This window comes from Mycobacterium sp. 236(2023) (assembly GCF_029623955.1).
Classification (GTDB): Bacteria; Actinomycetota; Actinomycetes; order Mycobacteriales; family Mycobacteriaceae; genus Mycobacterium.
Genome location: NZ_JARSBP010000003.1, coordinates 790666 through 814912, shown reverse-complemented (window position 1 = coordinate 814912; position 24247 = coordinate 790666). Strand labels below are relative to the sequence as shown.

Sequence of the window (24247 nt, the reverse complement as noted above, 5' to 3'; positions counted from 1 at the left end):
CCCACCCGGGCCGAGAGGGGAGACACACTCATGGGTATCGGTTGGCCGCGGCGCGACGCCGCGGTAGTACGGCGACATCCCGCCCGCGGTCTCGCTGTGGCCATCACGGCGATCCTGTTGGGTCTGGTCGGTGTGGCATCGATGGCAGCACCGCACGCCCACGCGCAAGGCGAAAACTATGTCATCGCCACGGACACCACGTTCGCACCGTTCGAGTTCCAGGACGAGAAGGGTGACTTCGTCGGTATCGACATGGACCTGATCCGGGCCATCGCCGAAGACCAGAGCTTCACCGTCGACATCAAACCGCTGGGGTTCGACGCGGCCCTGCAAGCTGTGCAGGCCGACCAGGTGGACGGTGTCATCGCCGGGATGTCGATCACCGACGAACGCAAGAAGGTCTTCGACTTCTCCGAGCCCTACTTCGAATCCGGCATCCAGATGGCGGTTCTGAAGGACAACGAGGACATCAAGTCCTACGAAGATCTGCGCGGCCAACGCGTTTCGGTCAAGAACGGTACCCAGGGCGCCGATTTCGCCAACTCGATCAAGGACCAGTACGGCTTCGAGGTCGTCTCCTTTGCCGACTCGTCGACGATGTTCGACGAGGTGAAGACCGGCAACTCGGTTGCGGTCTTCGAGGATTACCCGGTGCTGCTCTACGGCATCGCCCAGGGCAACGGCTTCAAGACGGTTACGCCGAAGGAAGATCCGACCGGCTACGGCTTCGCGGTCAACAAGGGACAGAACCCGGAACTGTTGCAGAAGTTCAACACCGGACTGAACAACCTCAAAGAGTCCGGCCGCTACGACGAGATCATCAACACCTACCTCGGCGAGAACGCAACGGCAGACAACGACTCGTTCTTCGGGTTGATCAAGAGCACGTTCCCACTGCTGCTCGAAGGCCTGAAGATGACGGTGATCCTCACCGTCGTCTCCATCGCGATCGCCCTGGTTCTCGGCATCGTCTTCGGTTTGATGCGGGTGTCCAGGGCCATCTGGCTGCGCGCCATCGGGACCACGTTCGTCGACATATTCCGTGGCACACCGCTTCTGGTGCAGGCCTTCTTCATCTACTTCGGCATCCCGTCAGCCCTCGGGTTCCAGATGTCGGCCTTGACCGCCGGCATCATCACGCTGTCCCTCAACGCCGGCGCGTACATGACCGAGATCGTTCGCGGCGGCATCCTGTCGGTTGACAAGGGACAGATGGAGGCCGCGCGCAGCCTCGGTATCGGCTACCTGCCCACCATGCGCAAAGTGATTCTCCCGCAGGCGATCCGAACGATGATCCCGTCCTACATCAACCAGTTCGTCATCACTCTGAAGGACACGTCGATCCTGTCGGTCATCGGCATCGCCGAGCTCACGCAGACGGGCCGGATCATCATCGCCGGCAACTACAAGTCGTTCGAGATGTGGCTGATCATCGGCATCGTCTACTTCATCGTCATCATGGCACTGACGAAACTGTCCGACCAGGTGGAAAAGAGGATCGTCAAATGAGCCAATTGATCCCGGAAGCCGCAGCCGCCGAACCGCAGGGCACGGTCAAGATCCGCATCGAGGGTCTGAAGAAGTCGTTCGGTGATCTCGTCGTCCTCGACGGCATCGACACCACGATCAAGCACGGTGAGGTCGTCTGCGTCATCGGACCGTCGGGGTCGGGCAAGTCGACCTTCCTGCGATGCCTGAACAAGCTCGAGGACATCACCGGCGGCACGGTGGTCGTCGACGAATTCGACCTGTCCGACCCCAAGGTGAATCTCGACCAGGTGCGTCAGCACATCGGGATGGTGTTCCAGCACTTCAACCTCTTCCCGCACATGACGGTGATCGAGAACGTCACGCTCGCACCACTTCTGACCAAGAAGATGGACAAGGCCGCGGCAGAGAAGCGGGCTCGTGAACTGCTGGACCAGGTGGGTCTCGGCGAGAAGGCGGACGTGAAACCGGCCACGCTGTCGGGCGGTCAGAAGCAGCGTGTAGCCATCGCCCGTGCGCTGGCGATGAATCCGTCGATCATGCTGTTCGACGAGGCGACCAGCGCGCTGGATCCGGAGATGGTGGGCGACGTGCTCGAGGTGCTGCGTGAACTCGCCTCCGGCGGAATGACGATGGTGGTGGTCACCCACGAGATGGGGTTCGCACGCGAAGTCGCGTCCCGGGTGCTGTTCATGGCGGACGGCAAGATCGTGGAGGACGACACCCCGGCCGAGGTGTTCGACAACCCCAAACACCCGCGGCTGCAAGAGTTCCTGTCGAAGGTCCTGTAGCCGGTGACAGCCAGACGCGTCGCCGTCGTCGGGGCCGGCGTATCCGGCGCCGCCTGCGCTCAAGCTCTGCGTGAGCGCGGGATCGCCGTCGAGATCCTCGAACGTGGCCGCACGGGTGGTGGCCGGATGGCCTCGCCGACGGTGCACGACCGACGCGTCGATCTGGGTGCGGCATATCTGACGGCCAAGGACGAGTCTTTCTCCGCCGTGGTCGACGACTGGGTCCGACGCGGGCTCGCCCGCCCGTGGACGGACACGTTCGATGTCGTGTCGCCCGACGGGCGCGACGTCGCCTCCGGGCCCGTGCGCTACGCGGCGGCACACGGATTGCGTTCTCTCGTCCTTGATCTCCTGCCCGGCGACGTCCGGCTCGAACGTCGGATCGACTCGGTCGACGACCTCGACCACGACGCCGTGATGCTCGCGATGCCCGATCCGCAAGCCGCCCGGCTGATTCCGGATGCGTTCGAGTGGGTGGACTACGAACCCGTGATCGCCGTCGCCGTCGGGTGGCCCGAGAGGTGCTGGGATGTACGCGATGCGGCGTTCGTCAACGACGACCCCGACATCTCGTTCATCGCGGACGACGGAGCACGGCGCGGCGACGGTGCGCCTGTGCTCGTCGTCCACACCACGGCGGGACGGGCGGGCCGCCATCTCGAGGATCCGGACGGTGCCACCGAGCCGGTGCTGAGCGCGGTGCGCCGACTGCTCGGCGTGGCGGCGGAGCCGTCGTGGACGCACGTGCACCGGTGGACGTTCGCCAAACCGGCCGGCACCCACGGAGACGAGGCCTACGGACTGCTCCCCGGTGGCCGCCCGCTGGGCGTGTGCGGCGATGCGTGGTGCCCGTCCGGTGCCCCGCGTGTGGAATCGGCGTGGCTGTCAGGCCAGCGGCTGGCCGGTGCGATCGCCGACGCGTTGTCGTGAACTAGCGGGCTGTCATCGCCCACCGGATCCCGCCGACGAGCGCCCGTCCGGACCACCGCACGGCGGTGGCTTCCAGCGGAGGCAGGTAGGGCAGCCGAAGCGGCAGTCGGGCCCACGCCGGCAGCATCGCCACCGACGTCGCGGCGACCGCGCCGTAGGGGGCGCGGGCGGCCAATGGCAGCGGCGGGGTGAGCAGCAGGAAGCGCGCGGCGTCGCGGGCGGCTGGCGTCCCCTGCAGCTCGGGCCGGTAGGCCTCGATCCGGTCCCGTAACTCGGCTTCGGTGCGCGGCGGATCGGGGACACCGAGCGCGGTGGCGACGCGGGCGGTGTCGGCGACGTAGGCGTCGCGGCCCGGCTGGTCGAGGGGGTTCGCTCCGTAGAGCTGGTGGGCAAGCAGGAAGCTGTCGATCTCAGCGATGTGCACCCACTCGAGCAGATGCGGGTCGGAGGCTTCGTAGGCTCTGCCGTCGGGCGCGACACCGTGGACGCGGCGATGAATACCGCGCACCTTGTCCACGGCGCGCTGCGCGTCGGCGGCCGGGCCGAAGGTCGTCTCGGCGAGAAACGTGCTGGTGCGCTGTAGACGCCCCCAGGGATCGCCGCGATAGTCGGAATGCTCGGCGACGCCGGCCATCGCGAGCGGATGCAGCGACTGGAGCAGCAGCGCGCGCAGACCGCCGACGAACATCGACGCGTCGCCGTGCACGCGGCGGATCGGGCGGTCTTCGGCGAACCAACGCGGACCGGGCGTGTCGTGAATTCGGGCGCGGTTATTCGGCCCGTCAGGCCCGGCCACCAAGCCGAACAGCGCGCGGCCCACACCGCTTCTGATCGCCTGCATTTCGCGCTCCAACAGCATGATTACGACGATACGTGCGCGACGCGATGGCGCCCGCAGCAAGCTCGAACCCGCTGATCAAGAGCTATCCATTCTGGTCCTTCGTTGATCAGTTCCCACGCGGAGTGGTTCGAGATCAAACACGCAGTCGGGCAACACGACCCGATCCGGGATTTCCGCGCTGTTCGCGACCTTTCCTGCGGCGTAAGGCATAGCCTGGCGGAGGGCGGTGAGTACGCCGTCTGCGATCGACAGGTGGGCGTGATGACCCGACATCGTCTGGCGGACAAGCGAGTCGTGATCACGGGCGCGGCGAGCGGCATCGGACTCAAAGCGGCGCAGCTGATGGTGGGCGAGGGCGCGCGGGTGCTCATCGCCGATCTGCACGCCGACGCGGCCGCCTCGGCCGCCGCCGACATCGGACCGGGCGCAATAGGGATCATGGCCGATGTGCTCGACGAGTTGTCGATCGAGGCGATGATCGCACGCGCCGTCGCCGAATTCGGCGGCATCGACGTGCTGTGCAACCACGTCGGGGGGAGCAACCCCCGCAAGGATCTGGATCTCCTCCGCCTGGACATGGCCGAATGGGACCGGGCCATGGCGCTCAACGCACGCAGCACCGTGGTGACCACTCGACTGGCACTGCCCCACATGATTGCCGAGGGCGGTGGTTCAATCATCAACACCGTCTCGGTCGCCGGTCTTGCCGGGGACACCCTCCAGTGCGCCTACGGTGCAGCCAAGGCCGCGGTCATCCGCCTCACCCAGTACATCGCCACGCAGTACGGCCGAAAAGGAGTGCGCTGCAACGCAGTCGCGCCGGGCGCGGTCCTGACCCCGGCGCTGGCCGACAACCTGTCCGAGTCCCTGATCGACGGTCTCCGTCAGCAGAACGCACTCGACCGCATCGGCACTCCGGAGGACATCGCATGGGCGATGGTCTATCTCGCGTCCGACGAATCGGCCTACATGACCGGGCAGACGCTGGTGCTCGACGGTGGGCTGACCGCTCAGAGTCCGCTTGCGGCCACCCGCCGGTCGATGCTCGATGACTGAGATCGTCCGGCGCTGGGCGCTGGCGGCGGTGGTGCTGGGAACGCTGATGTCCTGTACACCGGCGACGGAAACGGGTTTGCGTGCCGGCGAGGTGCTCACCGCACAACCACTGACGACGGCGGCGGCGCTGCCCAGCGCGGACACCCGGCTGATCACCTACGTCTCCGACGACTCGGCCGGGCAGCCGATCGTCGTGTCGGGCACCGTGTCGGTGCCGAAATCGGCGCCGCCCGAGGGGGGCTGGCCGGTGATCAGCTGGGCCCACGGCACCACCGGGTACGCCGACACGTGTGCCCCGTCGGCGAACACCGGCGACGGACTGGTCCACGATTACGTCGACATCGTCCGCCCGATGCTCGACAGCTGGGTCGCGCGGGGCTTCGCGGTCGTCCAGACCGACTACCAGGGCCTCGGCACCCCCGGGTGGTCACCCGTATGTGGACGGCGTGAGCGAGGCCAACACCGTCACCGACATCGTCCGGGCTGCACGGGATCTCGACGAAGGTATCGGCGACAGATGGGTGACCGTCGGCCACAGTCAGGGCGGACAGGCCGCGCTGTTCACCGCGCAGGATGCCGCCGCCCGCGACCCGGATCTCGACCTCCGCGGCGCGGTGGCGATCGCACCCGGAGGAGTCGACATGGGCGCGGCGATCGATCTTCTGCGGTCCGGCGATCCGGTGGTCGACGTGAGCCAGCGATATCTGCCGCTGCTGGTGCTCGGTGCAGCCGTGGTCGACCCGTCGATCCGGCCTGACCAGATCTTCAGCATCCAGGCACGTCCGCTGTTGACCACCGCCCGCACCGAATGCCTCGCACAGCTCAACGTCGCCCCCACCGTGCCCGCCGCACAGGTGCTGGCGCCCGATGCACAGGTCGACGGTCTGCACGCATATCTGGACCGCCAGGATCCGGTGCGGCTGACCCCGAAGGTTCCCGTGATGATCGCCCAGGGCACCGCCGACACGTCGGTCAACCCAGCCGGCGTCGACAGATTGGCGGCGGCGCTGTGCGACAACGGCGTGGCCACCGATTACCGCGTGTACCCCGGTCAGGACCACCGCGGCGTCATCGCCGCGTCGCTGCGCGACATCCAGGGTTTCGTGGACGGTGTCCTGGGCGGACAGTCACCCAGCACGTGCCCGGGATGACGCGCCCCGACCACGCGCGCCAGCAGTAGTCGATTCTCAGTGCCCCCAGTGAGACTCGAACTCACACTTGGCGGATTTTAAGTCCGCTGCCTCTGCCGATTGGGCTATGGGGGCCATGCCGTCGCTGATCCTACGACGGCCCCCATCGGTCACAGCGGACGACGCCCTAACTCGTCGGCGGCTCGTAATGCGCATCCGGATTGTCACGATGCCAATCCTGTTGTTTGCGTTGCACTTTGCGGTGCGTACGTGCCAGCCAGGCCAGCCCGCCGCCCATCAACAACAGCGCGACGACCACTCCGACAACTCCGGTAGCGGTGCTCCCGTTGGCGAACGAGAACAATCCGACCACCATGGCCACGATGCCGATCCCGATCGCGATCAGACCAGGCGCGTTCACCCCGGCCTTCATCGTTTCGCCGGCATGCTGGCGCGTCGTCCGCGCGTGGTCGACGGGATCTTTCGATGTGTCAGGCATGAGGTCTCCTTTCGCCGTTCAAGTCGTCAGTTGTAGGGCGGGTAGTGCGATTTCTTCAGCACGTCTGCGAGATGCGCGGCGTTGCGCGCGGCAGCGGCCGTCGCCGACGCCACCGCCTCTGGCACCTCGTCGAGGTCGTTGTAGTCGGTGGATTCCATTGCGGCACCGTTCCAGTAGGTGCACCCCTGGGCCGGGATGCTGAAGCCGACGTCGTTGACGGCCTGGAAGACGTCGGCCACCGTCTTGTGTGCGCCGTCCTCGTTGCCGACCACGCTGACGATCGCCACCTTGCCCGCCATCGCGGGCCGGCCCTCGTCATCATTAGATGACAACTCCGCGTCGAGGCGTTCCAGCACTCGCTGCGTCACCGACGACGGATGTCCGAGCCACACCGGTGTGCTGATCAGCAGGATGTCCGCCGCCTGAATCTTTTCCCGGATCTGCGGCCACTGATCCCCGTCGCCCATGTCGGTCTCGACACCAGGGGCGATGTCGAAGTCGACGCAGCGCAGCGCTTCACACTCGACCCCGCTGTCACGCAGCGTCTCGAAAACGTGCTCGGCGATGAGCGCGCTGCTCGATGGCGCGGGGCTTGGCTTCAGGCTGCAGACCAGTGCAAGAGCACGCAACGACATGTGTTCGACATACCCGAGGCAAATATGACCAAACGGTATGCACCGTCACGTAATACGTTTGAAAGGCTTGCCCAGGGGCATGCCGTGCCCATGACGAATCCGCAGGAAGAAAAGGCCGAGGCCGACGTCGAGGCTGACCCGAAGGTGGCCGGATCCCGCGCATCGAAGGGCGACGACGACCAAGCTGACGGGCCCTACGTCGGACGGTCCAGTTCCGATGACGATTTCGACGCCGGTGAGTCCGGCGCCGAGGCGCGCAGCGACGACACCTGACTAGTCGTCACGATCCCACGGCGCCGTGTCGCCCATCTTCTTGTAGTACTTCGCCAGGTGGCTTTTCACGCGGTCGATGTCTTTCTCCGGGAGGTCGACTCCGCCGCGCCCGCCCTGCATGATCGCCCCCGCCGCCATCACGCCACGCGGCACAGCCCGAAGCTTGCCGTCGATGACGTCGGCGACGAGCAGTTTGTACCCCGTGAAATTGTCCTTGTTTTCCTGGTCGTACCAGACGTGCGCGTCGCGATACTTCTGGTTCGGCTCATCGGTGGCATCCGCCCACTTTCGGACGCGTTTCTCAGCGGCCGAACCATCCCACTCACGATCGCGGTCGGCCAGCGGGAAATCCTGAAAGGCTGTGACCGACATGGGTTTCAGTGATTTCGAAGCTTGTAGATCAGCTTGTCCTTGGTGAGGTGCGAATAACCCGTCAGGCCAAGCTGCTTGGCCTTCTGTTTCAGATCGTCCACGGTCCAGTCGTCATAGGAACCGGACTGCCCGCCCTTGCGGCCGACCGACGACTTGCCGCGGGCGGCAGCCGCATTGGAAATACGCGCAGACTTCTCTTTGGAGTTGCCCTCGCGGCGAAGATCTTCGTACATCTTCTCGTTTTTGATCGATGCGTTTGGCATGGAATCAAACCTCCTACCCCGTTGGATCCCTATCGAATTGCCCGGCGGGCCAGCTACCAAACGTCAGCCTCGTGCCACGCGGCGGATCAATGTCCGGGTGGCCTTCTCCAGAATCGCCTGGGAAGCGTCGGGGTCTTTTGCCTTCTCCGCCCGTCGCACTGCTGCCTTTATCGTCATGCCCTGCGCATATCCGTCGACCAGCCGCGGGTCGACGTACGAACTCCTCGCGACGGCCGGTGTGTTGCCCAGTTCTTCGGAGACCTCTTTCATCACCGCCGAGGTCTCCTTCTTGACCCGGGTTTTCGACGTCGGTTCCTTTGCATCCGCAAACGCGGCAGCCGCGAGTACCGTGCCGTGCCAGGTCCGGAGATCCTTCACGGTGTACTCGTCACCCACGAGCTCCTTGAAGCGCGCGTTGAGGTCGTTGGCGTGCACGTCGACCCAAGCGCCGTTGGTGGCGCCGCGGCACACCAGTAGCCGGTCGGAGCGGCCCTCGCGTCGCATCAGGGATCGGACGGCGCGGACAACCTCGGGATCCTCGATCTCGAGGCTGCGCTGCACCCCGCTCTTGGCCGGATACTCGAACATCACCGCACCTTTGCGGACCGTCACGTGCTCGCAGAGCAGCGTCGCCAAGCCGTAGTGCTCGAACTCTTCTGCGGACTGTTCGCCGCCCGCCCGGAAGTAGCCACGGTCGAGCAGTTGCAGAGCCAGCGCGAGGACGCGCTCACGTTCCAGCCCCCGCTTGGACAGATCCTTCGCGATCTGCGCGCGCCACTCCGGTAGCCGCACAGACATTTCCAGGACGCGGTCGAACTTCTCCTCGGCCCGCTCCTGCTGCCACTTCTCGTGATAGAGGTACTGTCGGCGACCCGCGACATCAGTGCCGACGGCCTGGATGTGGCCGCTGGGCTTCGTGCTGATCCACACGTTCTTCCACGCCGGCGGGATGACGAGATCCTTGATGCGCTGCGCGGTCTCGTCGTCGGCCAGCAACTCTCCATCGGGGCCGTAATAGGAGAAACCCTTTCCGCGCCGCTTGCGAACAATGCCGGGTCCGCTGACCTTGCTCCGCGAAAGTCTCACGGGCGGCTATTACCCGCGCGCGCCGTTCTCCACACCTGTTCGTGCAGTTCAGGGCTGCAAAATCACCTTCACGGCACCGTCCTGCTTCTTCTGGAAGATCTCGTACGCGTGCGGCGCCTCGGCGAGCGGCAGCACGTGCGTGGCGAAGGTATCGACCCCCAGCGGGTCGGAATCGGTCAGCAACGGCATGATGTCGTCGACCCACCTTTTCACGTTGGCCTGACCCATTCTGAGTTGTATCTGCTTGTCGAACAGCGTCAGCATCGGCATCGGGTCGGCCATGCCGCCGTACACACCGATCAACGACAGCGTTCCGCCGCGCCGCACACAGTCGATCGCGGTGTACAGAGCGTCGAGGCGGTCGACGCCCGCCTTCTGCATCATCGGTTTCGCGATGGCGTCCGGCAGCAGCGCTGTGGCCCGCTGGGCGGCCTTGGCCACCGGGGATCCGTGTGCCTCCATTCCGACCGCGTCGATCACCGAGTCACTGCCGCGCCCCTGCGTCAGCCGGCGCACCTCGTCGCCGACCGAGCCGTCGATGTTGGCGGCATCGATGGTCTGGATGCCGCGTGCAGTGGCCCGGTCCAGCCGCTCCGGGACGAGATCGACTGCGAACACCTGATAGCCGAGGTGCTGGGCGATTCGCGCGGCCATGTCACCGATGGGACCCAGTCCGATGACGGTGACGGTGCCGCCGTCGGGGACGTCGGCGTACGCCACCGCCTGCCATGCGGTGGGCAACACGTCCGACAGGTAGACGAAACGCGAATCTGGCGGCCCCTCAGGCACTTTGATATGGGTGAACTGCGCCTGCGGCACGCGGAGATACTCTGCCTGCCCGCCGGGGACCGAGCCGTAGAGCTCGGAATAGCCGAACAACGCGGCGCCCATCCCCTGATCGCGCACCTGTGTCGTCTCACACTGGGTGTAGAGGTGCCGGTCGCACATGAAGCAGTGGCCGCACGAAATCTGGAACGGAATGACCACACGGTCGCCGACCGCGAGATTGCTCACCGCGGAGCCGACTTCGCGGACGATGCCCATCGGCTCATGCCCGAGGACATCGCCCTCGTTCATGAATGCGCCGAGAACCTCGTAGAGGTGCAGATCGGACCCGCAGATATTGGTCGACGTGACCTCGATGATCGCGTCGGTCGGTTCTGTGATTTCGGGATCGGCGACGGAGTCGACGCGCACGTCTCGTCGGCCATGCCAGGTGACTGCCTTCATGCGGCCGAACTACCCTGTGTTAACCCGACCAAACGTCAAAGGATCCACCGAGATCCGCTACGGCGCGGGCGGTTGCTGCTCCCCGGCCCGCATCGAATACGGCAGCACCCACCAGAACGTCGCGAAAACCACGAGCGCGATCCCACCGGCGATGAGCGCCGGATACAACCCTACGACCGCATCGAAGATGATGACGGTCATGCCGGACACCGCGATCGCGAGCAGCAGCAGACCTGCATATGCACATCGGTGCGCCGCGTTGACGAGCGCTGCCAGGCGATGCCGACGGAACAGGAACCTGTGCATGGCGACGGGCGCGATCAGCAGCGCCGTGGACGCCACCGCCGCGCACACCGTCGCAAGATACACGCCCTGCATGTGGTCATCGAGGATGTCGAAGCGCTGCTGGAACGGCAAGGTCAACAAGAACCCGGTGAGCAGCTGCACCCCGGTCTGCACCACCCGGAGCTCCTGCAACAGGCTGGCCCAATTACGGTCTAGCCGTTCGGTTTCGGTCTCATTGCGCTGCGCCCGGTCCCAGTTCTCGTCGTCGTACTGCCGACCGGCGCCCATCCACTGATCCTCCCACCCGCGCGCGGGGTTTGACCAGCAGACACCGGGGTAGACGGTCCCCAACGCAACCTGCGCCGCACACGGATTGGAGCGACGATGAGCAAGATCGCACGATCGCTGTACACACCTCTGTCGGTTGCCACCGGAGTCGGAGGCGGCTTGCTCGCCGGAGCGATCTTCGGCCAGGTGTGGAAGCGCGTCGGTGCCAACGACCCGGAGCCCCCTGACGCCAAAGACCTGACCCAGTCGGCCAAGACGGTATTCGTCGCGGCTGCCATCCAGGGCCTCATCGTCGGGATTGTCCGCGCCGCGCTACAACGTGCAGGCGCCCGCGGCTATCACGCCATGACGCACGAGCTACCTCCGGCTTAGCAACCTCACGCTCACTTCAAAGCATTTCCACAGCTATCGATGAGGCGGCTCTTACGCCAGGGCCCCACTCTGAACGTCATGGCTGCAACAGCGGAGTTTCCCAGAGCACGCAACACGCTCGCTCGCGAGACGCAGCGAACGTGGCTGACCGCCCTCCTCGCCGTCCTCGCGAGCTTCGGCATGATGCTGATGGCAACGCCCGCGACGGTGTCGCCCGTCGCCTACTGGATCGTGTCGTCGATCGCCCTCGTAACCGTGTTGACCGTGTTCGTCGCCGGCCAGCACGCCTGGGGCGAGATGGTGACGAAGGCCCAGGCCGCCGGAGTGGTCGAGAGCTGACCCAGCGTCGTCGAGTCTGAACTTGTTGGTGCGATCCCCCGACGAAAGCACCAACAAGTTCAGATTCGGCGATTCACTCGGCCAGGGGCGCTAGCACCACTGCGGGCCGCGGCAACCGCCAGCGCGCGCACCCGGCATCGAGCGCGTCGTCGACGGCCGTCGAGATCGCCTTCAGCTCCCGGGTGTCGCCCGCCAGCCACGTCGCCGCCGAACCTCCCGACAGGCTGATCCGCGTCAGCGTCATACCCCACGTCTGTATCAGCGCCATCCGGCTCAGCAGCCGTTCCGCCGCGACGCCCCATTCCGGGTATCCCCGCGAAGCGTCGACATCGCAATGCATTCCGACCACATCCAGCCGACGCTCGCCGAGCACCGCAGGACCCCGGTCGTCGAGATAGACGTGCTTCGTGGGCTGTGCGCAGCCGGCGAGGACATCGACGTGCCTGTCGGACGACACCACGAATCGCACCACGCCGAGTGCGGCCGCGCGCCGCACCGTCCCCGTCGCGAGACCGCACCGCATCACCACGTGGATGGGGCGAATTCCGCTGGCCTGCACCAGATCCAGCTCCTCCTCGCCACACACGGTCACCGCGAGGCCGTGGTTGCGCACCCACGCCGCCACCCCCGGATCGCGCAGCATCCCGGCAGGCAGCGCACACCCGGCCATCGGCAGGATCCGCCGCACCGAATGCACCGAGGCCGACAACCGATGCGGCGCCAGGGGGACGTCCAAAATAGTCATCAACTCGGTCTACGCGACAGATCTGAGACGGTGCTGAATCTTCGCAGTTTCTTGACGGTGCATCGGCTGACTTTTGACGCCGCACCGACCCCCCGCATGGAGTCCGTAAAAACTGCTGCCGCAGGCATCAAGAAACCGTCAACGCCCAGCTCACGGGCCGCAGATCAGGCATACGTTGGCGACCGCAACCCGTCACCACCGGCGGGTGTGTAAACAAGCGCAGGAGTCTGATAGCCGTGATGTCCGTCATCATCTACACGCTGCTGACCGTGGCGGTCTTCGCCCTGTTCGGCCTGGTTCAGAAGTGGGTCGAAAACCTGTGACCCAGAACCTGATCGGCTTGGGCCTCGCCGCCGTGATCGCCGTGTTTCTGTTCGCCTCCCTGCTGTTCCCCGAGAGGTTTTAGTGAGCACCTCTACGGCAGGGATTCTGTTTCTGCTCTCCCTCATCGTTGCCTTGGCGGCTGTTCACGTGCTGCTCGGCGACTACATGTACCGCGTGTACTCCTCGACCAAGGATTTGCGCGCCGAGAGTGTCGTCTACCGCCTGATCGGCGCCGACCCCGAGGCCGAGCAGACCTGGGGCGCCTACGCGCGCAGCGTCCTGGCTTTCTCGGCGGTGAGCGTCCTGTTCCTGTTCATCTTCCAATTGGTCCAGGGCAAGCTTCCGCTGGCGCTGACCGATCCCGGTACCGAGATGACGCCGGAGCTGGCGTGGAACACCGCCATCAGCTTCGTGACCAACACCAACTGGCAGGCGTACTCCGGTGAATCCACGCAGGGGCACCTGGTTCAGATGGCGGGCCTTTCTGTGCAGAACTTCGTGTCCGCTGCTGTCGGTATGGCCGTCGCCGCCGCATTCGTGCGGGGCCTGGCCCGCCGCAGCACCGGTGAACTGGGCAACTTCTGGGTCGACCTCGTACGCGGATCGTTCCGAATTCTGTTGCCGATCTCCATCATTGGGGCTGTCATCCTGGTCGCCGGCGGCGTCATCCAGAACTTCGCCCTGCACGACCAGGTCGTCAACACCATCGCGGGTGGGACGCAGACCATCCCCGGCGGTCCCGTGGCCAGCCAGGAAGTCATCAAGGAACTCGGCACCAACGGCGGCGGATTCTTCAACGCCAACTCGGCACACCCGTTCGAGAATCCGACGGCGTGGACGAACTGGATCGAGAACTTCCTGCTGCTGGTGATCGCCTTCTCGATGCCGCGGATGTTCGGCCGAACGGTCGGCAGCCCTAAGCAGGGGTACGCGATCGTCGCCGTGATGTCGGTCATCGCCGTGATCAGCGTCAGCCTCACCATGCTGTTCCAGTTGCAGGCCCACGGAACTGTCCCGACGGCCGTCGGCGGATCGATGGAAGGCGTGGAACAGCGCTTCGGCGTTGCCGATTCGGCGATCTTTGCCGCCTCGACGACCCTGACGTCCACCGGTGCGGTGAACTCGTTCCACGACTCGTACACCAGCCTCGGCGGAATGATGACGATGTTCAACATGATGCTCGGCGAGGTCGCCCCCGGCGGTGTCGGTTCGGGCCTCTACGGCATGCTCATCCTCGCGGTCATCACCGTGTTCGTCGCGGGTCTCATGGTGGGCAGGACACCGGAATACCTCGGCAAGAAGATCACACCGCGCGAAATCAAGCTGGCCGCAACGTACTTCCTGATCACACCGCTGATCGTGCTGACCGGAACCGCCACGGCAATGGCGATGCCCGAGCAACGTGCCAGCATGCTCAACACCGGCCCCCACGGATTGTCCGAAGTGCTCTACGCCTTCACCTCGGCCGGTAACAACAACGGCTCGGCGTTCGCCGGCATCAGCGTCAACACCCCCTGGTACAACACGGCGCTCGGGATCGCCATGCTTCTCGGACGGTTCCTGCCGATCATCGTCGCCCTGGCGCTCGCCGGTGCGTTGGCCAGACAAGGCAGGACACCGGAATCCGTCGGCACGCTTCCCACCCACCGACCACAGTTCGTCGGCATGGTCGCGGGCGTCACTCTGATCCTGGTCGCCCTCACCTTCCTTCCCATGCTCGCGCTGGGACCCCTCGCTGAAGGAATCCATTCATGACCGTCACCACCATCGAAACCGCGCGTCGATTGCACTCGGCGGCTGAACAATCCGGAAAATTCTCCGGCGGTCTGCTCGACCCGAAGATGCTGTGGAAGGCAACCCCGGAGGCCGTCCGCAAGCTCGACCCGCGCACGCTGTGGCGAAACCCCGTCATGTTCATCGTCGAGCTCGGCGCCGTATGGAGCACCATCCTGGCGTTCGTCGACCCGTCGTTGTTCGCGTGGTTGATCGTCGTGTGGCTCTGGCTCACCGTTGTTTTCGCCAACCTCGCCGAGGCCGTCGCCGAAGGACGCGGCAAGGCGCAGGCAGCGAGCCTGCGCAAGGCCAAGACCGACACCATGGCCCGCCGCCTCACCGCAAGCGGCGCCGAAGAGGATGTTGCGGCCCCGCTGCTGCAACAGGGCGACATCGTCGTCGTCGAAGCCGGCCAGACCATCCCCGGCGACGGTGACGTGGTCGAAGGCATTGCGTCGGTGGACGAATCGGCGATCACGGGTGAATCCGCGCCTGTCATCCGCGAGTCGGGTGGCGACCGCTCGGCCGTGACCGGCGGCACCACGGTGCTGTCCGACCGCATCGTCGTCAAGATCACGCAGAAGCCCGGCGACAGCTTCATCGACCGGATGATCGCGCTCGTCGAAGGGGCCAATCGTCAGAAGACGCCCAACGAGATCGCCCTCAACATCCTGCTGGCGTCGCTGACGATCATCTTCGTGTTCGCCGTCGCGACCCTGCAACCGCTGGCGATCTACTCGAAGATGAACAATCCCGGCGTCGCCGACAGCCTCGCGCTGGACAGCAATGGTGTCACCGGCATCGTCATGGTCGCGCTGCTGGTCTGCCTCATCCCGACGACCATCGGCGCGCTGCTCAGCGCGATCGGTATTGCGGGCATGGACCGGCTCGTGCAGCGCAACGTGCTGGCCATGTCGGGTCGGGCCGTCGAAGCGGCAGGAGACGTGAACACGCTGCTGCTCGACAAGACCGGCACCATCACGCTCGGCAACCGGCAGGCTTCGGAGTTCGTGCCTCTCTCCGGTGTGACGCCTGAGGCGCTCGCCGACGCAGCCCAGCTGTCCAGCCTGGCCGACGAGACGCCTGAGGGCCGGTCGATCGTCGTGTTCGCCAAACAGCAGTTCGGGCTTCGGGAGCGCACCCCCGGCGAGCTGACCAACGCCACCTGGATCGAATTCACCGCCACCACAAGGATGTCCGGTGTCGACATCGACAGCCACCTTCTCCGCAAGGGGGCGACAAGCGCGGTCGCCGAATGGGTGCGCTCGCAGGGCGGCACGGTACCCACTGAGCTCGGCCAGATCGTGGACGGCATCTCCGCGGCGGGCGGTACGCCGCTCGCCGTCGGCGAGGTGCGCGACGGGCGCGCCACGGTGCTGGGTGTCATCCACCTCAAGGACGTCGTCAAGCAGGGCATGCGGGAGCGTTTCGACGAGATGCGCCGCATGGGTATCCGCACCGTGATGATCACCGGCGACAATCCGTTGACCGCCAAGGCGATTGCCGACGAAGCCGGTGTCGACGACTTCCTCGCCGAAGCGACGCCGGAAGACAAGATGGCGTTGATCAAGAAGGAGCAGGCCGGTGGCCGGCTGGTCGCGATGACCGGCGACGGCACCAACGACGCGCCCGCGCTGGCCCAGGCCGACGTCGGCGTCGCGATGAACACCGGCACGTCGGCAGCCAAAGAGGCTGGCAACATGGTCGACCTCGACTCCGACCCGACCAAGCTCATCGAGATCGTGGAGATCGGCAAGCAACTGCTGATCACCCGCGGTGCGCTGACGACCTTCTCCATCGCCAACGACATCGCGAAATACTTCGCGATCATTCCGGCCCTGTTCGTCGGCCTCTTCCCCGGGCTGGATCTGCTGAACATCATGCGGCTGCACAGCCCGCAGTCGGCGATCCTGTCCGCGGTGATCTTCAACGCGATCGTCATCATCGCGCTGATCCCGTTGGCTCTCAAAGGTGTTCGCTACACCCCGAGCAGCGCATCGAAGCTATTGAGCCGCAACCTCTACATCTTCGGACTCGGCGGGATCATCGCTCCGTTCCTCGGCATCAAAGCCATCGACCTCGTCATCCAACTCTTCCCAGGAATGTGACATGTTGATCTCCAGCATCATTCGCCAGCATTGGGCGGCGCTGCGCGCGCTGCTCGTCTTCACCGTCGTGCTTGGACTCGGCTATCCGCTGCTCGTCTGGCTGATCGCCCAGGCACCCTTGCTGTCCGACAAGGCCGACGGCTCGATCGTCGAGGTCAACGGAGCGCCCGTGGGCAGCAGCCTCATCGGCCAGCTCTACACCGACGCCGACGGCAACCCGCTGCCGCAGTACTTCCAGGGCAGGCCATCCGCTGCCGGGGACGGCTACGACCCGATGGCCACCAGCGCGTCCAACCTGGGGCCGGAGAGCATCGTCGATACTCCCGACAAGGCCAGCCTGCTGACGCTGGTGTGTTCACGAAGCCTCGCCGTCGGCGAGCTCGACGGCGTCAACGGAACCCGGCCTTACTGCACCGGCGGCGGCGTCGGCGCGGTGCTGTCGGTGATCGGTCCTCGTCACGCGACCGGCACCGTCGTCCACCCGACCAGGGTCGTCAGCGTCAATGAACCGTGCGCTACCACCGCGGCCCCGTTCCTGGACACCTATGAGGGAGTCCGGGTGCAGTGCAACGACGGCAGCGACTTCTCGCACGGCCAGATCGTCCCGATCCATGGTGCGGCATCCGATCCGGCAGTGCCCGCCGACGCCGTCACGGCCAGCGGCAGCGGGCTGGATCCCGACATCTCCCCCGCCTACGCCGACCTGCAGGTCGACCGCGTCGCCGCTGCCCGCGGTGAGAGCCCCGAGCAAGTCCGCGCCCTGGTGGCCGAGCACACCGACGGACGCGCACTGGGCTTCCTCGGTGAACCGACCGTGAACGTGCTCGAGCTCAACCTGGCACTGGACAGTTCACATCGCTGAGAGGCAGTGCCGTGGATGATGGATCTGTGGCATCACCACCGCACCGCGCCAAACGCGGGGAGCTGCGCATCTACCTGGGCGCAGCTCCCGGCGTCGGCAAGACCTACGCGATGCTCGGTGAGGCCCACCGCCGGCTCGAACGTGGCACCGACCTGGTGGCCGCGGTCGTCGAAACCCACGGCCGCAAGAAGACCGCCGAACTGTTCGACGGCATCGAGACCGTAGCCCCGAAGATGATCGAGTACCGCGGCCGCAGCTTCGGAGAACTCGACGTCGACGGCGTCCTGGCCCGCAACCCGCAGGTGGTGCTCGTCGATGAACTCGCGCACACCAACACACCGGGAAGCAGAAACCCGAAGCGCTGGCAGGACATCGAGGAACTGCGCGACGCCGGCATCACCGTGGTCACCACCGTCAACGTCCAACACCTGGAGAGCCTCAACGACGTCGTCACCCAGATCACCGGCATCGAGCAGCAGGAGAAGGTTCCCGACGAAGTGGTCCGGTCCGCCGACCAGATCGAGCTGGTCGACATCACCCCGGAAGCACTGCGGCGCAGGCTCGCCCACGGAAACGTGTACGCGCCCGAACGCATCGATGCCGCGCTGTCGAACTACTTCCGGCGCGGCAACCTCACCGCGCTGCGAGAACTGGCACTGCTGTGGCTCGCTGATCAGGTCGACGCCGCTCTGGAGAAGTACCGGGCCGACAACAAGATCACCGCGACGTGGGAGGCGCGTGAACGCGTCGTCGTCGCCGTCACCGGCGGCCGGGAATCAGAGACGTTGGTACGCAGGGCATCGCGTATCGCGTCGAAGTCGAGCGCCGAACTGATGGTGGTCCATGTCGTCCGCGGCGACGGACTGTCCGGGGTATCCGCTCCGGAGATGGGCCGGGTGCGCGCGCTGGCGACTGACCTCGGGGGCACCCTGCACACCGTCATCGGCGATGACGTCCCCGCTGCGCTCTTGGATTTCGCGCGTGAGATGAACGCCACCCAGCTGGTGGTCGGGACTTCCCGGCGATCGCGGTGGGCGCGCATCTTCGACGAAGGCATCGGCGCGTCGGTGGTGCAGAACTCCGGCAAGATCGACGTGCACATGGTCACCCATGACGAGGCACGCGGAACCTCGCTGTGGGCCAGGATCACCCCGCGCGAACGGCACGCGACGTCCTGGCTCGCGGCGATCGTGGTGCCGTCGGCCATCTGTGCCGCCGCGGCGACGGTGCTGGACCGTTTCCTCGGTATCGGTGGGGAGAGTGCGATCTTCTTCATCGGCGTACTCGTCGTCGCGCTCCTCGGAGGTGTTGCACCGGCGGCCCTTTCGGCCGTCCTGTCCGGATTCCTGCTCAACTACTTCCTGGCCGAGCCGCGCTACACGTTCACGATCTCCGAACCCGACAGCGCGGTCACCATCGTCGTGCTGCTGGCCGTCGCGGTCGCAGTCGCCGTGCTTGTCGACGGTGCCGCCAACCGCGCCCGCGAATCACGCCTCGCTGCACGGGAAGCCGAGCTGTTGGCGCTGTTCGCCGGATCGGTGCTGCGCGGTGCCGACCTCGACACCCTGTTGGAGCGTGTCCGCGAGGCATACTCGCAACGGTCCGTCAGCCTGGTCCGGCGCGACGGCAGCGTTGCAGGCTGTGCAGGAACAGATCCCTGCGTGACGGTCGACGGAGCCGACACCGCCATCGAGGTCGGGACAGACGAAGCGCCGGAAGAGTTCTGGATGCTGATGTCGGGACGTCAGCTCGCCGCCCGCGACCGGCGGGTGCTCGGCGCGGTGGCCAACCAGGCCGCCGGACTGGTCCGCCAGCGCGAACTCACCGAGGAGGCCGGCCAGGCCGAAGCCATCGCGCAGGCCGACGAACTGCGCCGATCACTGCTGTCGGCCGTCAGCCACGACCTCCGTACGCCGCTGGCCGGCGCCAAGGCCGCGGTGTCGAGCCTGCGCAGCGACGACATCGGCTTCTCTCCCGAGGACACCGCGGAACTGCTTGCGACCGTGGAGGAATCCGTCGACCAGCTCGCCGCGCTCGTCGGCAATCTGCTCGACTCGTCGCGGTTGGCGGCCGGCGTGGTTCGCCCCGAACTACGCCCGGTCTACCTCGAGGAGGCGGTACCCCGCGCACTGCTCGGAATCAGCCGCGCGGGCCTCGACCGCGTCAAGGTCGAGGTGGGCGCCACCGTCGTGCTGGCCGACAGCGGCCTGTTGGAAAGGGTGCTGGCCAACGTGATCGACAACGCGTTGCGGTACGCCGACGACGGTCCGATCCGGGTGACGGCGGGCACCATCGCCGACCGGGTGCTGATCGCCGTCGCCGACGAAGGCCCCGGCATCGCGCGCGGCGCCGAAACCGAACTGTTCGCACCGTTCCAGCGCCTCGGCGACCACGACAACACCACCGGTGTCGGCCTCGGTTTATCGGTCGCACGCGGCTTCGTCGAAGCAATGGGCGGCACCATCTCCGCCGGCGACACCCCCGGCGGCGGGCTCACCGTCGAAATAGACTTGGCGCCAGCATGACCACACCTCCCAAGACCCGCGTGCTCGTCATCGACGACGAGCCACAGATCCTGCGCGCCTTGCGGATCAACCTGTCGGTGCGCGGCTACGAGGTGCACACCGCGGCCACCGGCACCGACGCGCTGCGGATCGCCGCTGACCACAAACCGGATGTCGTGGTCCTCGACCTCGGCCTGCCCGACATGTCGGGCATCGACGTGCTCGGCGGCCTGCGTGGATGGCTGACCGCCCCCGTCATCGTGCTGTCGGCACGCAGCGATTCCTCGGACAAAGTCGAGGCACTCGACGCCGGCGCCGACGACTACGTCACCAAACCCTTTGGCATGGACGAATTCCTGGCTCGCCTCCGCGCCGCCGTGCGTCGTGGTGCGGCGGCCGCCGAGACCGACGAACCGGTGATCGAGACGTCGTCGTTCACCGTCGACCTGTCCGCCAAGAAGGTCACCAAGAGCGGCGCCGAAGTTCATCTGACCCCGACCGAGTGGGGCATGCTCGAGATGCTGGTGCGCAACCGCGGCAAATTGGTGGGTCGCGAAGAACTGCTCAAAGAGGTGTGGGGACCCGCCTACGCCAAGGAAACGCACTATCTGCGAGTCTATTTGGCGCAGCTGCGCCGCAAGCTCGAAGACGACCCGGCCCACCCGGTGCATCTGCTCACCGAGGCGGGCATGGGCTACCGCTTCCAGCAGTGAGCGCAAGCTAGCGGGCCGGGAACTCCTCGGCCAGCGCAATCAACTTGGCGCGCACCAGATGTGGCTGCTCGTCAGCGATGAAGTGCCCGCCCTCGACGACCTCGATCTGGTAGTCGTCGGCGCGCGCGGTCTCGGCCGCGGCCAGATCCGGGTGGATGGCCGTGTCGGCACCGCCGAACAGCACCCGCGTCGGCACCGTCGACCACCGTCGCTCGCCGTTGCGCACCGACGCCGGAACCTCTTTCAGCAGGAAGGTCCGATAGGTGTCGCGCGCCGTGCGGGCCACGACGGGATCACGGAATCGGTCGGCGTAGATCCGCGCCGTCACCGGGTCCAGGTTCGGGGCCGCCGCCCGGAACACCACCTTCTCCAAATACTTGGTGCGCTGCTGCAGCGGAACACCGAAGGCCGCCACCACCGGTTGATACAGCAGGAACCGCCACAGGTGCGGCGCCAACGCCTTCGGCGTCACCCACGGGTGGGCGATGTTGAGCGACAGATACGCGTCGATGCGCTCGGGGATCCGCAGCGTCAGCAGGTGTCCGATGTAACCGCCCCAGTCGTGGCCGACGAGCAGAAACTTCCCGAGTCCGAGCGCATCCACCAAGGCCACCAGATCACTGGCGACATCCTCCTTCGCCCAGCGGTGCGGCGGCGGCCCGGACCATCCATAGCCGGGCAGGTCGGGAGCGATCATGCGCAGGCCAGCGGGAGGGTCGGCCAGCAGGTCCCGGTACACCCAATGGTGCTGGGGCCAGCCGTGCAGCGCCAGGACGGGCCTGCCGTCCTCCGGACCCGCCTCTGTCACGTGGAAATTGACCCCGTTGGCAGTGACGTGGCGCCTGCGCACCCCTCCGATTGGCGGGGGTTGGTTCGTCATGGCCCAGAGACTAGCCCGAAGGGTCTACGGTGCTGCTATGCCCGGGTACCGCGACCTCTTCGATGCCAGCATCACCGACCCTGAAAGCTTCTGGGCCGACGCGGCCACCGCCGTGACCTGGACCCGAGCCCCGCAGCGCATCCTCGACGACAGCCAGGCGCCGTTCTACCGCTGGTTCCCGGACGCCGAGCTGAACACGTGTGCCAACGCCCTGGACCGCCACGTCGAAAACGGCCGCGCCGAGCAGCCAGCACTCATCTACGACTCGGCCGTCACCGACACCAAGCGCACCTACACCTATGCCGAACTGCTCGACCAGACCGCGCGCTTCGCCGGAGCGTTGCGCGCCCTCGGCGTCGGCAAGGGCGACCGCGTCGTCATCTACATGCCGATGATCCCCGAGGCCGTCATCGCGATGCTGGCCTGCGCCCGTCTCGGCGCCGTGCACTCCGTGGTGTTCGGCGGCTTCGCCCCCCACGAACTCGCGGTCCGCATCGACGACGTTCGGCCGACGGTGATCGTGTCCGCGTCCTGCGGCATCGAGCCCACCCGCACCGTCGAATACAAGCCGATGCTCGACGCCGCGATCGGCATGACCAAGCATCCACCGAAGCATTGCGTTGTGGTGCAACGCGATCGGCTGCAGTGCGACCTCGTCGACGGCCGGGATCTGTCGTGGGACGACGCCATGGCGGGCGCGGAGCCCGTCGACCCGGTGCCCGTCGCCGCCACCGATCCGCTCTACGTGCTCTACACGTCGGGCACCACCGGCAAGCCGAAGGGCATCGTCCGCGACAACGGCGGCCACGCCGTCGCGCTGCTGTGGAGCATGCGGCACATCTACGACACCGCACCCGGCGACGTGTTCTGGGCGGCCTCCGACGTGGGCTGGGTGGTCGGTCACTCCTACATCGTCTATGCCCCACTGCTTTTGGGTGCCACCACGGTGCTCTACGAAGGCAAGCCCGTCGGGACGCCGGACCCGGGCGCGTTCTGGCGGGTCGCGTCCGAACACGGCGTCAAAGCGTTGTTCACAGCGCCGACGGCGATCCGCGCGATCCGCAAGGAAGACCCGGAGGGCAAGTACGTCGAGGGCTATGACCTGTCCAGCCTGAAGTATCTGTTCCTGGCCGGCGAACGCCTCGACCCCGACACCTACCACTGGGCGTCGGAGAAGCTCGGCATCCCCGTCATCGACCACTGGTGGCAGACCGAGACCGGATGGCCGATTGCCGCCAATCCGATGGGCGCCGAACAACTTCCGGTCAAAGCGGGCTCCCCCACCGTCCCGATGCCCGGCTTCGACGTCCGCATCCTCGACGAGCAGGGCCACGACTGCGCCCCCGGCAAGGAAGGGGCGATCTGCATCCGGCTGCCGCTGCCGCCCGGCACCCTGCCGACGCTGTGGAACGCCCAAGACCGCTATCAGGCGTCCTACCTGACCGAATACCCCGGCTATTACCTGACCGGTGACGGCGGCCACTTCGACGACGACAGCTACCTGTTCGTCATGGGCCGCATCGACGACGTCATCAACGTCGCGGGCCACCGCCTCTCCACCGGCGCCATCGAGGAGGTGCTGGCGACCCACCCGGCCGTCGCCGAATGCGCCGTGATCGGTGTCGCCGACGACATCAAGGGGCAAGCGCCACGCGGGCTCGTCGTCGTCAAGTCCGGTGCGTCCACCGAGGGTCTCACCGACGAACTCGTCAAGCTGGTCCGCGACGAGATCGGCGCGGTGGCGGCGTTCAAGCTCGTCGACGTCGTCCCGGCGCTGCCGAAGACCCGCTCCGGCAAGATCCTGCGCAAGACGATGCGGGGGCTCGCGGCAGGACGTGACGAACCGGTGCCGTCGACGATCGAAGATCCCGCCGTTCTCGACGCCCTGGGGCCGATCCTGCGGTCCTGATCCAGGGTGTTATGCCCGCCCCAAGTTGGGTATGTCCTCCATCACGCACGTCAATAACAGGGCGACGTGAAGGGAGGTGCCGATGTCCACACCACCGAAATACATGGCGGTGCAAGGCGCGGCGATGATCATCGGCGGGGTACTCGTGCTGATCGGCGTGCTCGGATTCATCCCGGGCATCACCGCTGACCTGGACCGGCTCTCGTGGATCGGAGCGCATTCCGGCGCCAGCCTTTTCGGCACATTCGCGGTATCCGCGGTGCTGAACATCGTGCATATCGTCGTCGGCGCGGCGGGCTTCTACTTCGCGCGGACGTATGCGGGTGCGCGGGCCTACCTTCTCGGCGGCGCGCTGGTCTATCTGGGGCTCTGGCTCTACGGCATCCTCGTGGAGTTCGGCAGCAACGCCCACGTCATCCCGCTCAACACCGCCACCAACTGGCTGCACCTGGGACTGGGCGCCGTGATGGCGCTGTTGGCGGTCACCCTCGGCGGCCAACATGATCCGACGAAGCGGCGGCCCCGGCTACGCAGGGTGGCGTCGCACTAGC

26 protein-coding genes and 1 tRNA gene are annotated in these 24247 nt (G+C 66.2%); 15 read left to right on the top strand and 12 right to left on the bottom strand.

The annotated features are described in order from the left end of the window. Positions 1-141 precede the first annotated feature (141 nt). Genes P9A17_RS15185 through P9A17_RS15175 form a run of 3 tightly spaced genes read left to right on the top strand, consistent with a single transcriptional unit; the run spans position 142 to position 3209 of the window. A complete protein-coding gene (locus P9A17_RS15185; RefSeq protein ID WP_278039867.1) occupies positions 142-1509 on the top strand; it encodes an amino acid ABC transporter substrate-binding protein/permease in 1368 nt (455 codons plus the stop codon). Then, positions 1506-2279 carry an amino acid ABC transporter ATP-binding protein gene (locus P9A17_RS15180; RefSeq protein ID WP_278039458.1) on the top strand — a complete coding sequence of 258 codons (774 nt, stop codon included), beginning with the start codon at positions 1506-1508 and terminating at the stop codon, positions 2277-2279. Before P9A17_RS15185 ends, P9A17_RS15180 begins: the two co-directional genes overlap by 4 nt. Before the next feature lie 3 nt (positions 2280-2282). Continuing rightward, a complete protein-coding gene (locus P9A17_RS15175) occupies positions 2283-3209 on the top strand; it encodes an FAD-dependent oxidoreductase (RefSeq protein WP_278039457.1) in 927 nt (308 codons plus the stop codon). A 1-nt stretch (position 3210) separates the two neighbouring features. On the opposite strand, the gene P9A17_RS15170 is transcribed toward P9A17_RS15175, so the two are convergent. Next, positions 3211-4068: an oxygenase MpaB family protein gene (locus tag P9A17_RS15170; protein ID WP_278039456.1), complete on the bottom strand. Its 858-nt coding sequence runs from the start codon at positions 4066-4068 to the stop codon at positions 3211-3213. 243 nt (positions 4069-4311) lie between these two features. On the opposite strand from P9A17_RS15170, the gene P9A17_RS15165 reads away from it, so the two are divergent. Beyond that, positions 4312-5106: an SDR family oxidoreductase gene (locus P9A17_RS15165; RefSeq protein ID WP_278039454.1), complete on the top strand. Its 795-nt coding sequence runs from the start codon at positions 4312-4314 to the stop codon at positions 5104-5106. 156 nt (positions 5107-5262) lie between these two features. Here the strand turns inward: P9A17_RS15165 and P9A17_RS15160 are convergent, their stop codons facing one another. Then, positions 5263-5394 (bottom strand): hypothetical protein, encoded by a 132-nt coding sequence (locus P9A17_RS15160; protein WP_278039453.1) that lies wholly within the window; start codon positions 5392-5394, stop codon positions 5263-5265. 158 nt (positions 5395-5552) lie between these two features. Between P9A17_RS15160 and P9A17_RS15155 the strand changes: the two genes are divergently transcribed. After that, positions 5553-6257: an alpha/beta fold hydrolase gene (locus P9A17_RS15155; RefSeq protein WP_278039452.1), complete on the top strand. Its 705-nt coding sequence runs from the start codon at positions 5553-5555 to the stop codon at positions 6255-6257. Positions 6258-6297: 40 nt separating this feature from the next. Here the strand turns inward: P9A17_RS15155 and P9A17_RS15150 are convergent. From P9A17_RS15150 to P9A17_RS15140, 3 genes are all read right to left on the bottom strand, one after another. Further along, positions 6298-6371 (bottom strand) — tRNA-Leu (locus P9A17_RS15150). A gap of 52 nt (positions 6372-6423) precedes the next feature. Continuing rightward, positions 6424-6735: a hypothetical protein gene (locus tag P9A17_RS15145; RefSeq protein ID WP_278039451.1), complete on the bottom strand. Its 312-nt coding sequence runs from the start codon at positions 6733-6735 to the stop codon at positions 6424-6426. A gap of 26 nt (positions 6736-6761) precedes the next feature. After that, positions 6762-7370, bottom strand: coding sequence for an NAD(P)H-dependent oxidoreductase (locus tag P9A17_RS15140; protein ID WP_278039450.1), 609 nt, complete (start codon positions 7368-7370; stop codon positions 6762-6764). A 90-nt stretch (positions 7371-7460) separates the two neighbouring features. Here P9A17_RS15140 and P9A17_RS15135 point away from each other — a divergent pair, with 90 nt between their 5' ends. Beyond that, complete coding sequence (locus tag P9A17_RS15135) at positions 7461-7643, top strand: hypothetical protein (RefSeq protein ID WP_278039449.1); 183 nt, start codon at positions 7461-7463, stop codon at positions 7641-7643. Here the strand turns inward: P9A17_RS15135 and P9A17_RS15130 are convergent, their stop codons facing one another. The 5 genes from P9A17_RS15130 to P9A17_RS15110 all read right to left on the bottom strand — a co-directional run bounded on the left by P9A17_RS15130 (position 7644) and on the right by P9A17_RS15110 (position 11167). Next, a complete protein-coding gene (locus tag P9A17_RS15130) occupies positions 7644-8015 on the bottom strand; it encodes a hypothetical protein (RefSeq protein WP_278039448.1) in 372 nt (123 codons plus the stop codon). It lies immediately after the preceding gene. A 5-nt stretch (positions 8016-8020) separates the two neighbouring features. Beyond that, a complete protein-coding gene (locus P9A17_RS15125; RefSeq protein ID WP_278039447.1) occupies positions 8021-8278 on the bottom strand; it encodes a Rho termination factor N-terminal domain-containing protein in 258 nt (85 codons plus the stop codon). Positions 8279-8341: 63 nt separating this feature from the next. Beyond that, positions 8342-9364 carry a DNA topoisomerase IB gene (locus P9A17_RS15120; protein ID WP_278039446.1) on the bottom strand — a complete coding sequence of 341 codons (1023 nt, stop codon included), beginning with the start codon at positions 9362-9364 and terminating at the stop codon, positions 8342-8344. Between the two features lie 48 nt (positions 9365-9412). Then, on the bottom strand, positions 9413-10594 hold the full coding sequence (locus P9A17_RS15115; protein WP_278039445.1) for a zinc-dependent alcohol dehydrogenase: 1182 nt from the start codon (positions 10592-10594) through the stop codon (positions 9413-9415). 57 nt (positions 10595-10651) lie between these two features. Further along, positions 10652-11167, bottom strand: a complete 516-nt coding sequence (locus P9A17_RS15110; protein WP_278039444.1) for a DUF6328 family protein — start codon at positions 11165-11167, stop codon at positions 10652-10654. 96 nt (positions 11168-11263) lie between these two features. Between P9A17_RS15110 and P9A17_RS15105 the strand changes: the two genes are divergently transcribed. Further along, a complete protein-coding gene (locus P9A17_RS15105) occupies positions 11264-11539 on the top strand; it encodes a DUF4235 domain-containing protein (protein WP_278039443.1) in 276 nt (91 codons plus the stop codon). Between the two features lie 78 nt (positions 11540-11617). Beyond that, complete coding sequence (locus tag P9A17_RS15100) at positions 11618-11878, top strand: hypothetical protein (protein ID WP_278039442.1); 261 nt, start codon at positions 11618-11620, stop codon at positions 11876-11878. Positions 11879-11951: 73 nt separating this feature from the next. On the opposite strand, the gene P9A17_RS15095 is transcribed toward P9A17_RS15100, so the two are convergent. Continuing rightward, the gene (locus P9A17_RS15095) at positions 11952-12623 is read right to left on the bottom strand and encodes a hypothetical protein (RefSeq protein ID WP_278039440.1); all 672 of its coding nucleotides are present in this window, start codon (positions 12621-12623) and stop codon (positions 11952-11954) included. A gap of 405 nt (positions 12624-13028) precedes the next feature. Here P9A17_RS15095 and kdpA point away from each other — a divergent pair, with 405 nt between their 5' ends. From kdpA to P9A17_RS15070, 5 genes are read left to right on the top strand one after another with little or no spacing between them, the layout of a single operon-like run. Further along, positions 13029-14702: a potassium-transporting ATPase subunit KdpA gene (gene kdpA / locus P9A17_RS15090; RefSeq protein ID WP_278039439.1), complete on the top strand. Its 1674-nt coding sequence runs from the start codon at positions 13029-13031 to the stop codon at positions 14700-14702. Further along, positions 14699-16828: a potassium-transporting ATPase subunit KdpB gene (kdpB, locus tag P9A17_RS15085; RefSeq protein WP_278039438.1), complete on the top strand. Its 2130-nt coding sequence runs from the start codon at positions 14699-14701 to the stop codon at positions 16826-16828. The genes kdpA and kdpB overlap by 4 nt, the downstream gene beginning before the upstream one ends. Before the next feature lies 1 nt (position 16829). Then, positions 16830-17690: a potassium-transporting ATPase subunit C gene (locus P9A17_RS15080; RefSeq protein ID WP_278039437.1), complete on the top strand. Its 861-nt coding sequence runs from the start codon at positions 16830-16832 to the stop codon at positions 17688-17690. Beyond that, complete coding sequence (locus P9A17_RS15075; protein ID WP_278039866.1) at positions 17687-20215, top strand: sensor histidine kinase KdpD; 2529 nt, start codon at positions 17687-17689, stop codon at positions 20213-20215. The genes P9A17_RS15080 and P9A17_RS15075 overlap by 4 nt, the downstream gene beginning before the upstream one ends. Continuing rightward, positions 20212-20907 (top strand): response regulator, encoded by a 696-nt coding sequence (locus tag P9A17_RS15070; RefSeq protein ID WP_278039436.1) that lies wholly within the window; start codon positions 20212-20214, stop codon positions 20905-20907. The genes P9A17_RS15075 and P9A17_RS15070 overlap by 4 nt, the downstream gene beginning before the upstream one ends. Before the next feature lie 7 nt (positions 20908-20914). On the opposite strand, the gene P9A17_RS15065 is transcribed toward P9A17_RS15070, so the two are convergent. Further along, a complete protein-coding gene (locus tag P9A17_RS15065; RefSeq protein WP_278039435.1) occupies positions 20915-21787 on the bottom strand; it encodes an alpha/beta hydrolase in 873 nt (290 codons plus the stop codon). Positions 21788-21824: 37 nt separating this feature from the next. Here P9A17_RS15065 and P9A17_RS15060 point away from each other — a divergent pair, with 37 nt between their 5' ends. Continuing rightward, complete coding sequence (locus P9A17_RS15060) at positions 21825-23696, top strand: propionyl-CoA synthetase (protein ID WP_278039434.1); 1872 nt, start codon at positions 21825-21827, stop codon at positions 23694-23696. Positions 23697-23778: 82 nt separating this feature from the next. After that, positions 23779-24246, top strand: coding sequence for a DUF4383 domain-containing protein (locus P9A17_RS15055; protein ID WP_278039433.1), 468 nt, complete (start codon positions 23779-23781; stop codon positions 24244-24246). The last annotated feature ends 1 nt before the right edge of the window (position 24247 follow it).

Coding starts and splice junctions, on each gene's coding strand:
- P9A17_RS15180 (WP_278039458.1), top strand. CDS start 1,506: ATGAGCCAATTGATCCCGGAAGCCGCAGCCGCCGAACCGCAGGGCACG.
- P9A17_RS15125 (WP_278039447.1), bottom strand. CDS start 8,278: ATGCCAAACGCATCGATCAAAAACGAGAAGATGTACGAAGATCTTCGC.
- P9A17_RS15110 (WP_278039444.1), bottom strand. CDS start 11,167: ATGGGCGCCGGTCGGCAGTACGACGACGAGAACTGGGACCGGGCGCAG.
- P9A17_RS15095 (WP_278039440.1), bottom strand. CDS start 12,623: ATGACTATTTTGGACGTCCCCCTGGCGCCGCATCGGTTGTCGGCCTCG.
- P9A17_RS15065 (WP_278039435.1), bottom strand. CDS start 21,787: ATGACGAACCAACCCCCGCCAATCGGAGGGGTGCGCAGGCGCCACGTC.
- P9A17_RS15080 (WP_278039437.1), top strand. CDS start 16,830: ATGTTGATCTCCAGCATCATTCGCCAGCATTGGGCGGCGCTGCGCGCG.
- P9A17_RS15145 (WP_278039451.1), bottom strand. CDS start 6,735: ATGCCTGACACATCGAAAGATCCCGTCGACCACGCGCGGACGACGCGC.
- P9A17_RS15055 (WP_278039433.1), top strand. CDS start 23,779: ATGTCCACACCACCGAAATACATGGCGGTGCAAGGCGCGGCGATGATC.
- P9A17_RS15165 (WP_278039454.1), top strand. CDS start 4,312: ATGACCCGACATCGTCTGGCGGACAAGCGAGTCGTGATCACGGGCGCG.
- P9A17_RS15185 (WP_278039867.1), top strand. CDS start 142: ATGGCAGCACCGCACGCCCACGCGCAAGGCGAAAACTATGTCATCGCC.
- P9A17_RS15140 (WP_278039450.1), bottom strand. CDS start 7,370: ATGTCGTTGCGTGCTCTTGCACTGGTCTGCAGCCTGAAGCCAAGCCCC.
- P9A17_RS15130 (WP_278039448.1), bottom strand. CDS start 8,015: ATGTCGGTCACAGCCTTTCAGGATTTCCCGCTGGCCGACCGCGATCGT.
- P9A17_RS15105 (WP_278039443.1), top strand. CDS start 11,264: ATGAGCAAGATCGCACGATCGCTGTACACACCTCTGTCGGTTGCCACC.
- P9A17_RS15070 (WP_278039436.1), top strand. CDS start 20,212: ATGACCACACCTCCCAAGACCCGCGTGCTCGTCATCGACGACGAGCCA.
- P9A17_RS15060 (WP_278039434.1), top strand. CDS start 21,825: ATGCCCGGGTACCGCGACCTCTTCGATGCCAGCATCACCGACCCTGAA.
- P9A17_RS15100 (WP_278039442.1), top strand. CDS start 11,618: ATGGCTGCAACAGCGGAGTTTCCCAGAGCACGCAACACGCTCGCTCGC.
- P9A17_RS15135 (WP_278039449.1), top strand. CDS start 7,461: ATGACGAATCCGCAGGAAGAAAAGGCCGAGGCCGACGTCGAGGCTGAC.
- kdpB (WP_278039438.1), top strand. CDS start 14,699: ATGACCGTCACCACCATCGAAACCGCGCGTCGATTGCACTCGGCGGCT.
- P9A17_RS15170 (WP_278039456.1), bottom strand. CDS start 4,068: ATGCTGTTGGAGCGCGAAATGCAGGCGATCAGAAGCGGTGTGGGCCGC.
- P9A17_RS15115 (WP_278039445.1), bottom strand. CDS start 10,594: ATGAAGGCAGTCACCTGGCATGGCCGACGAGACGTGCGCGTCGACTCC.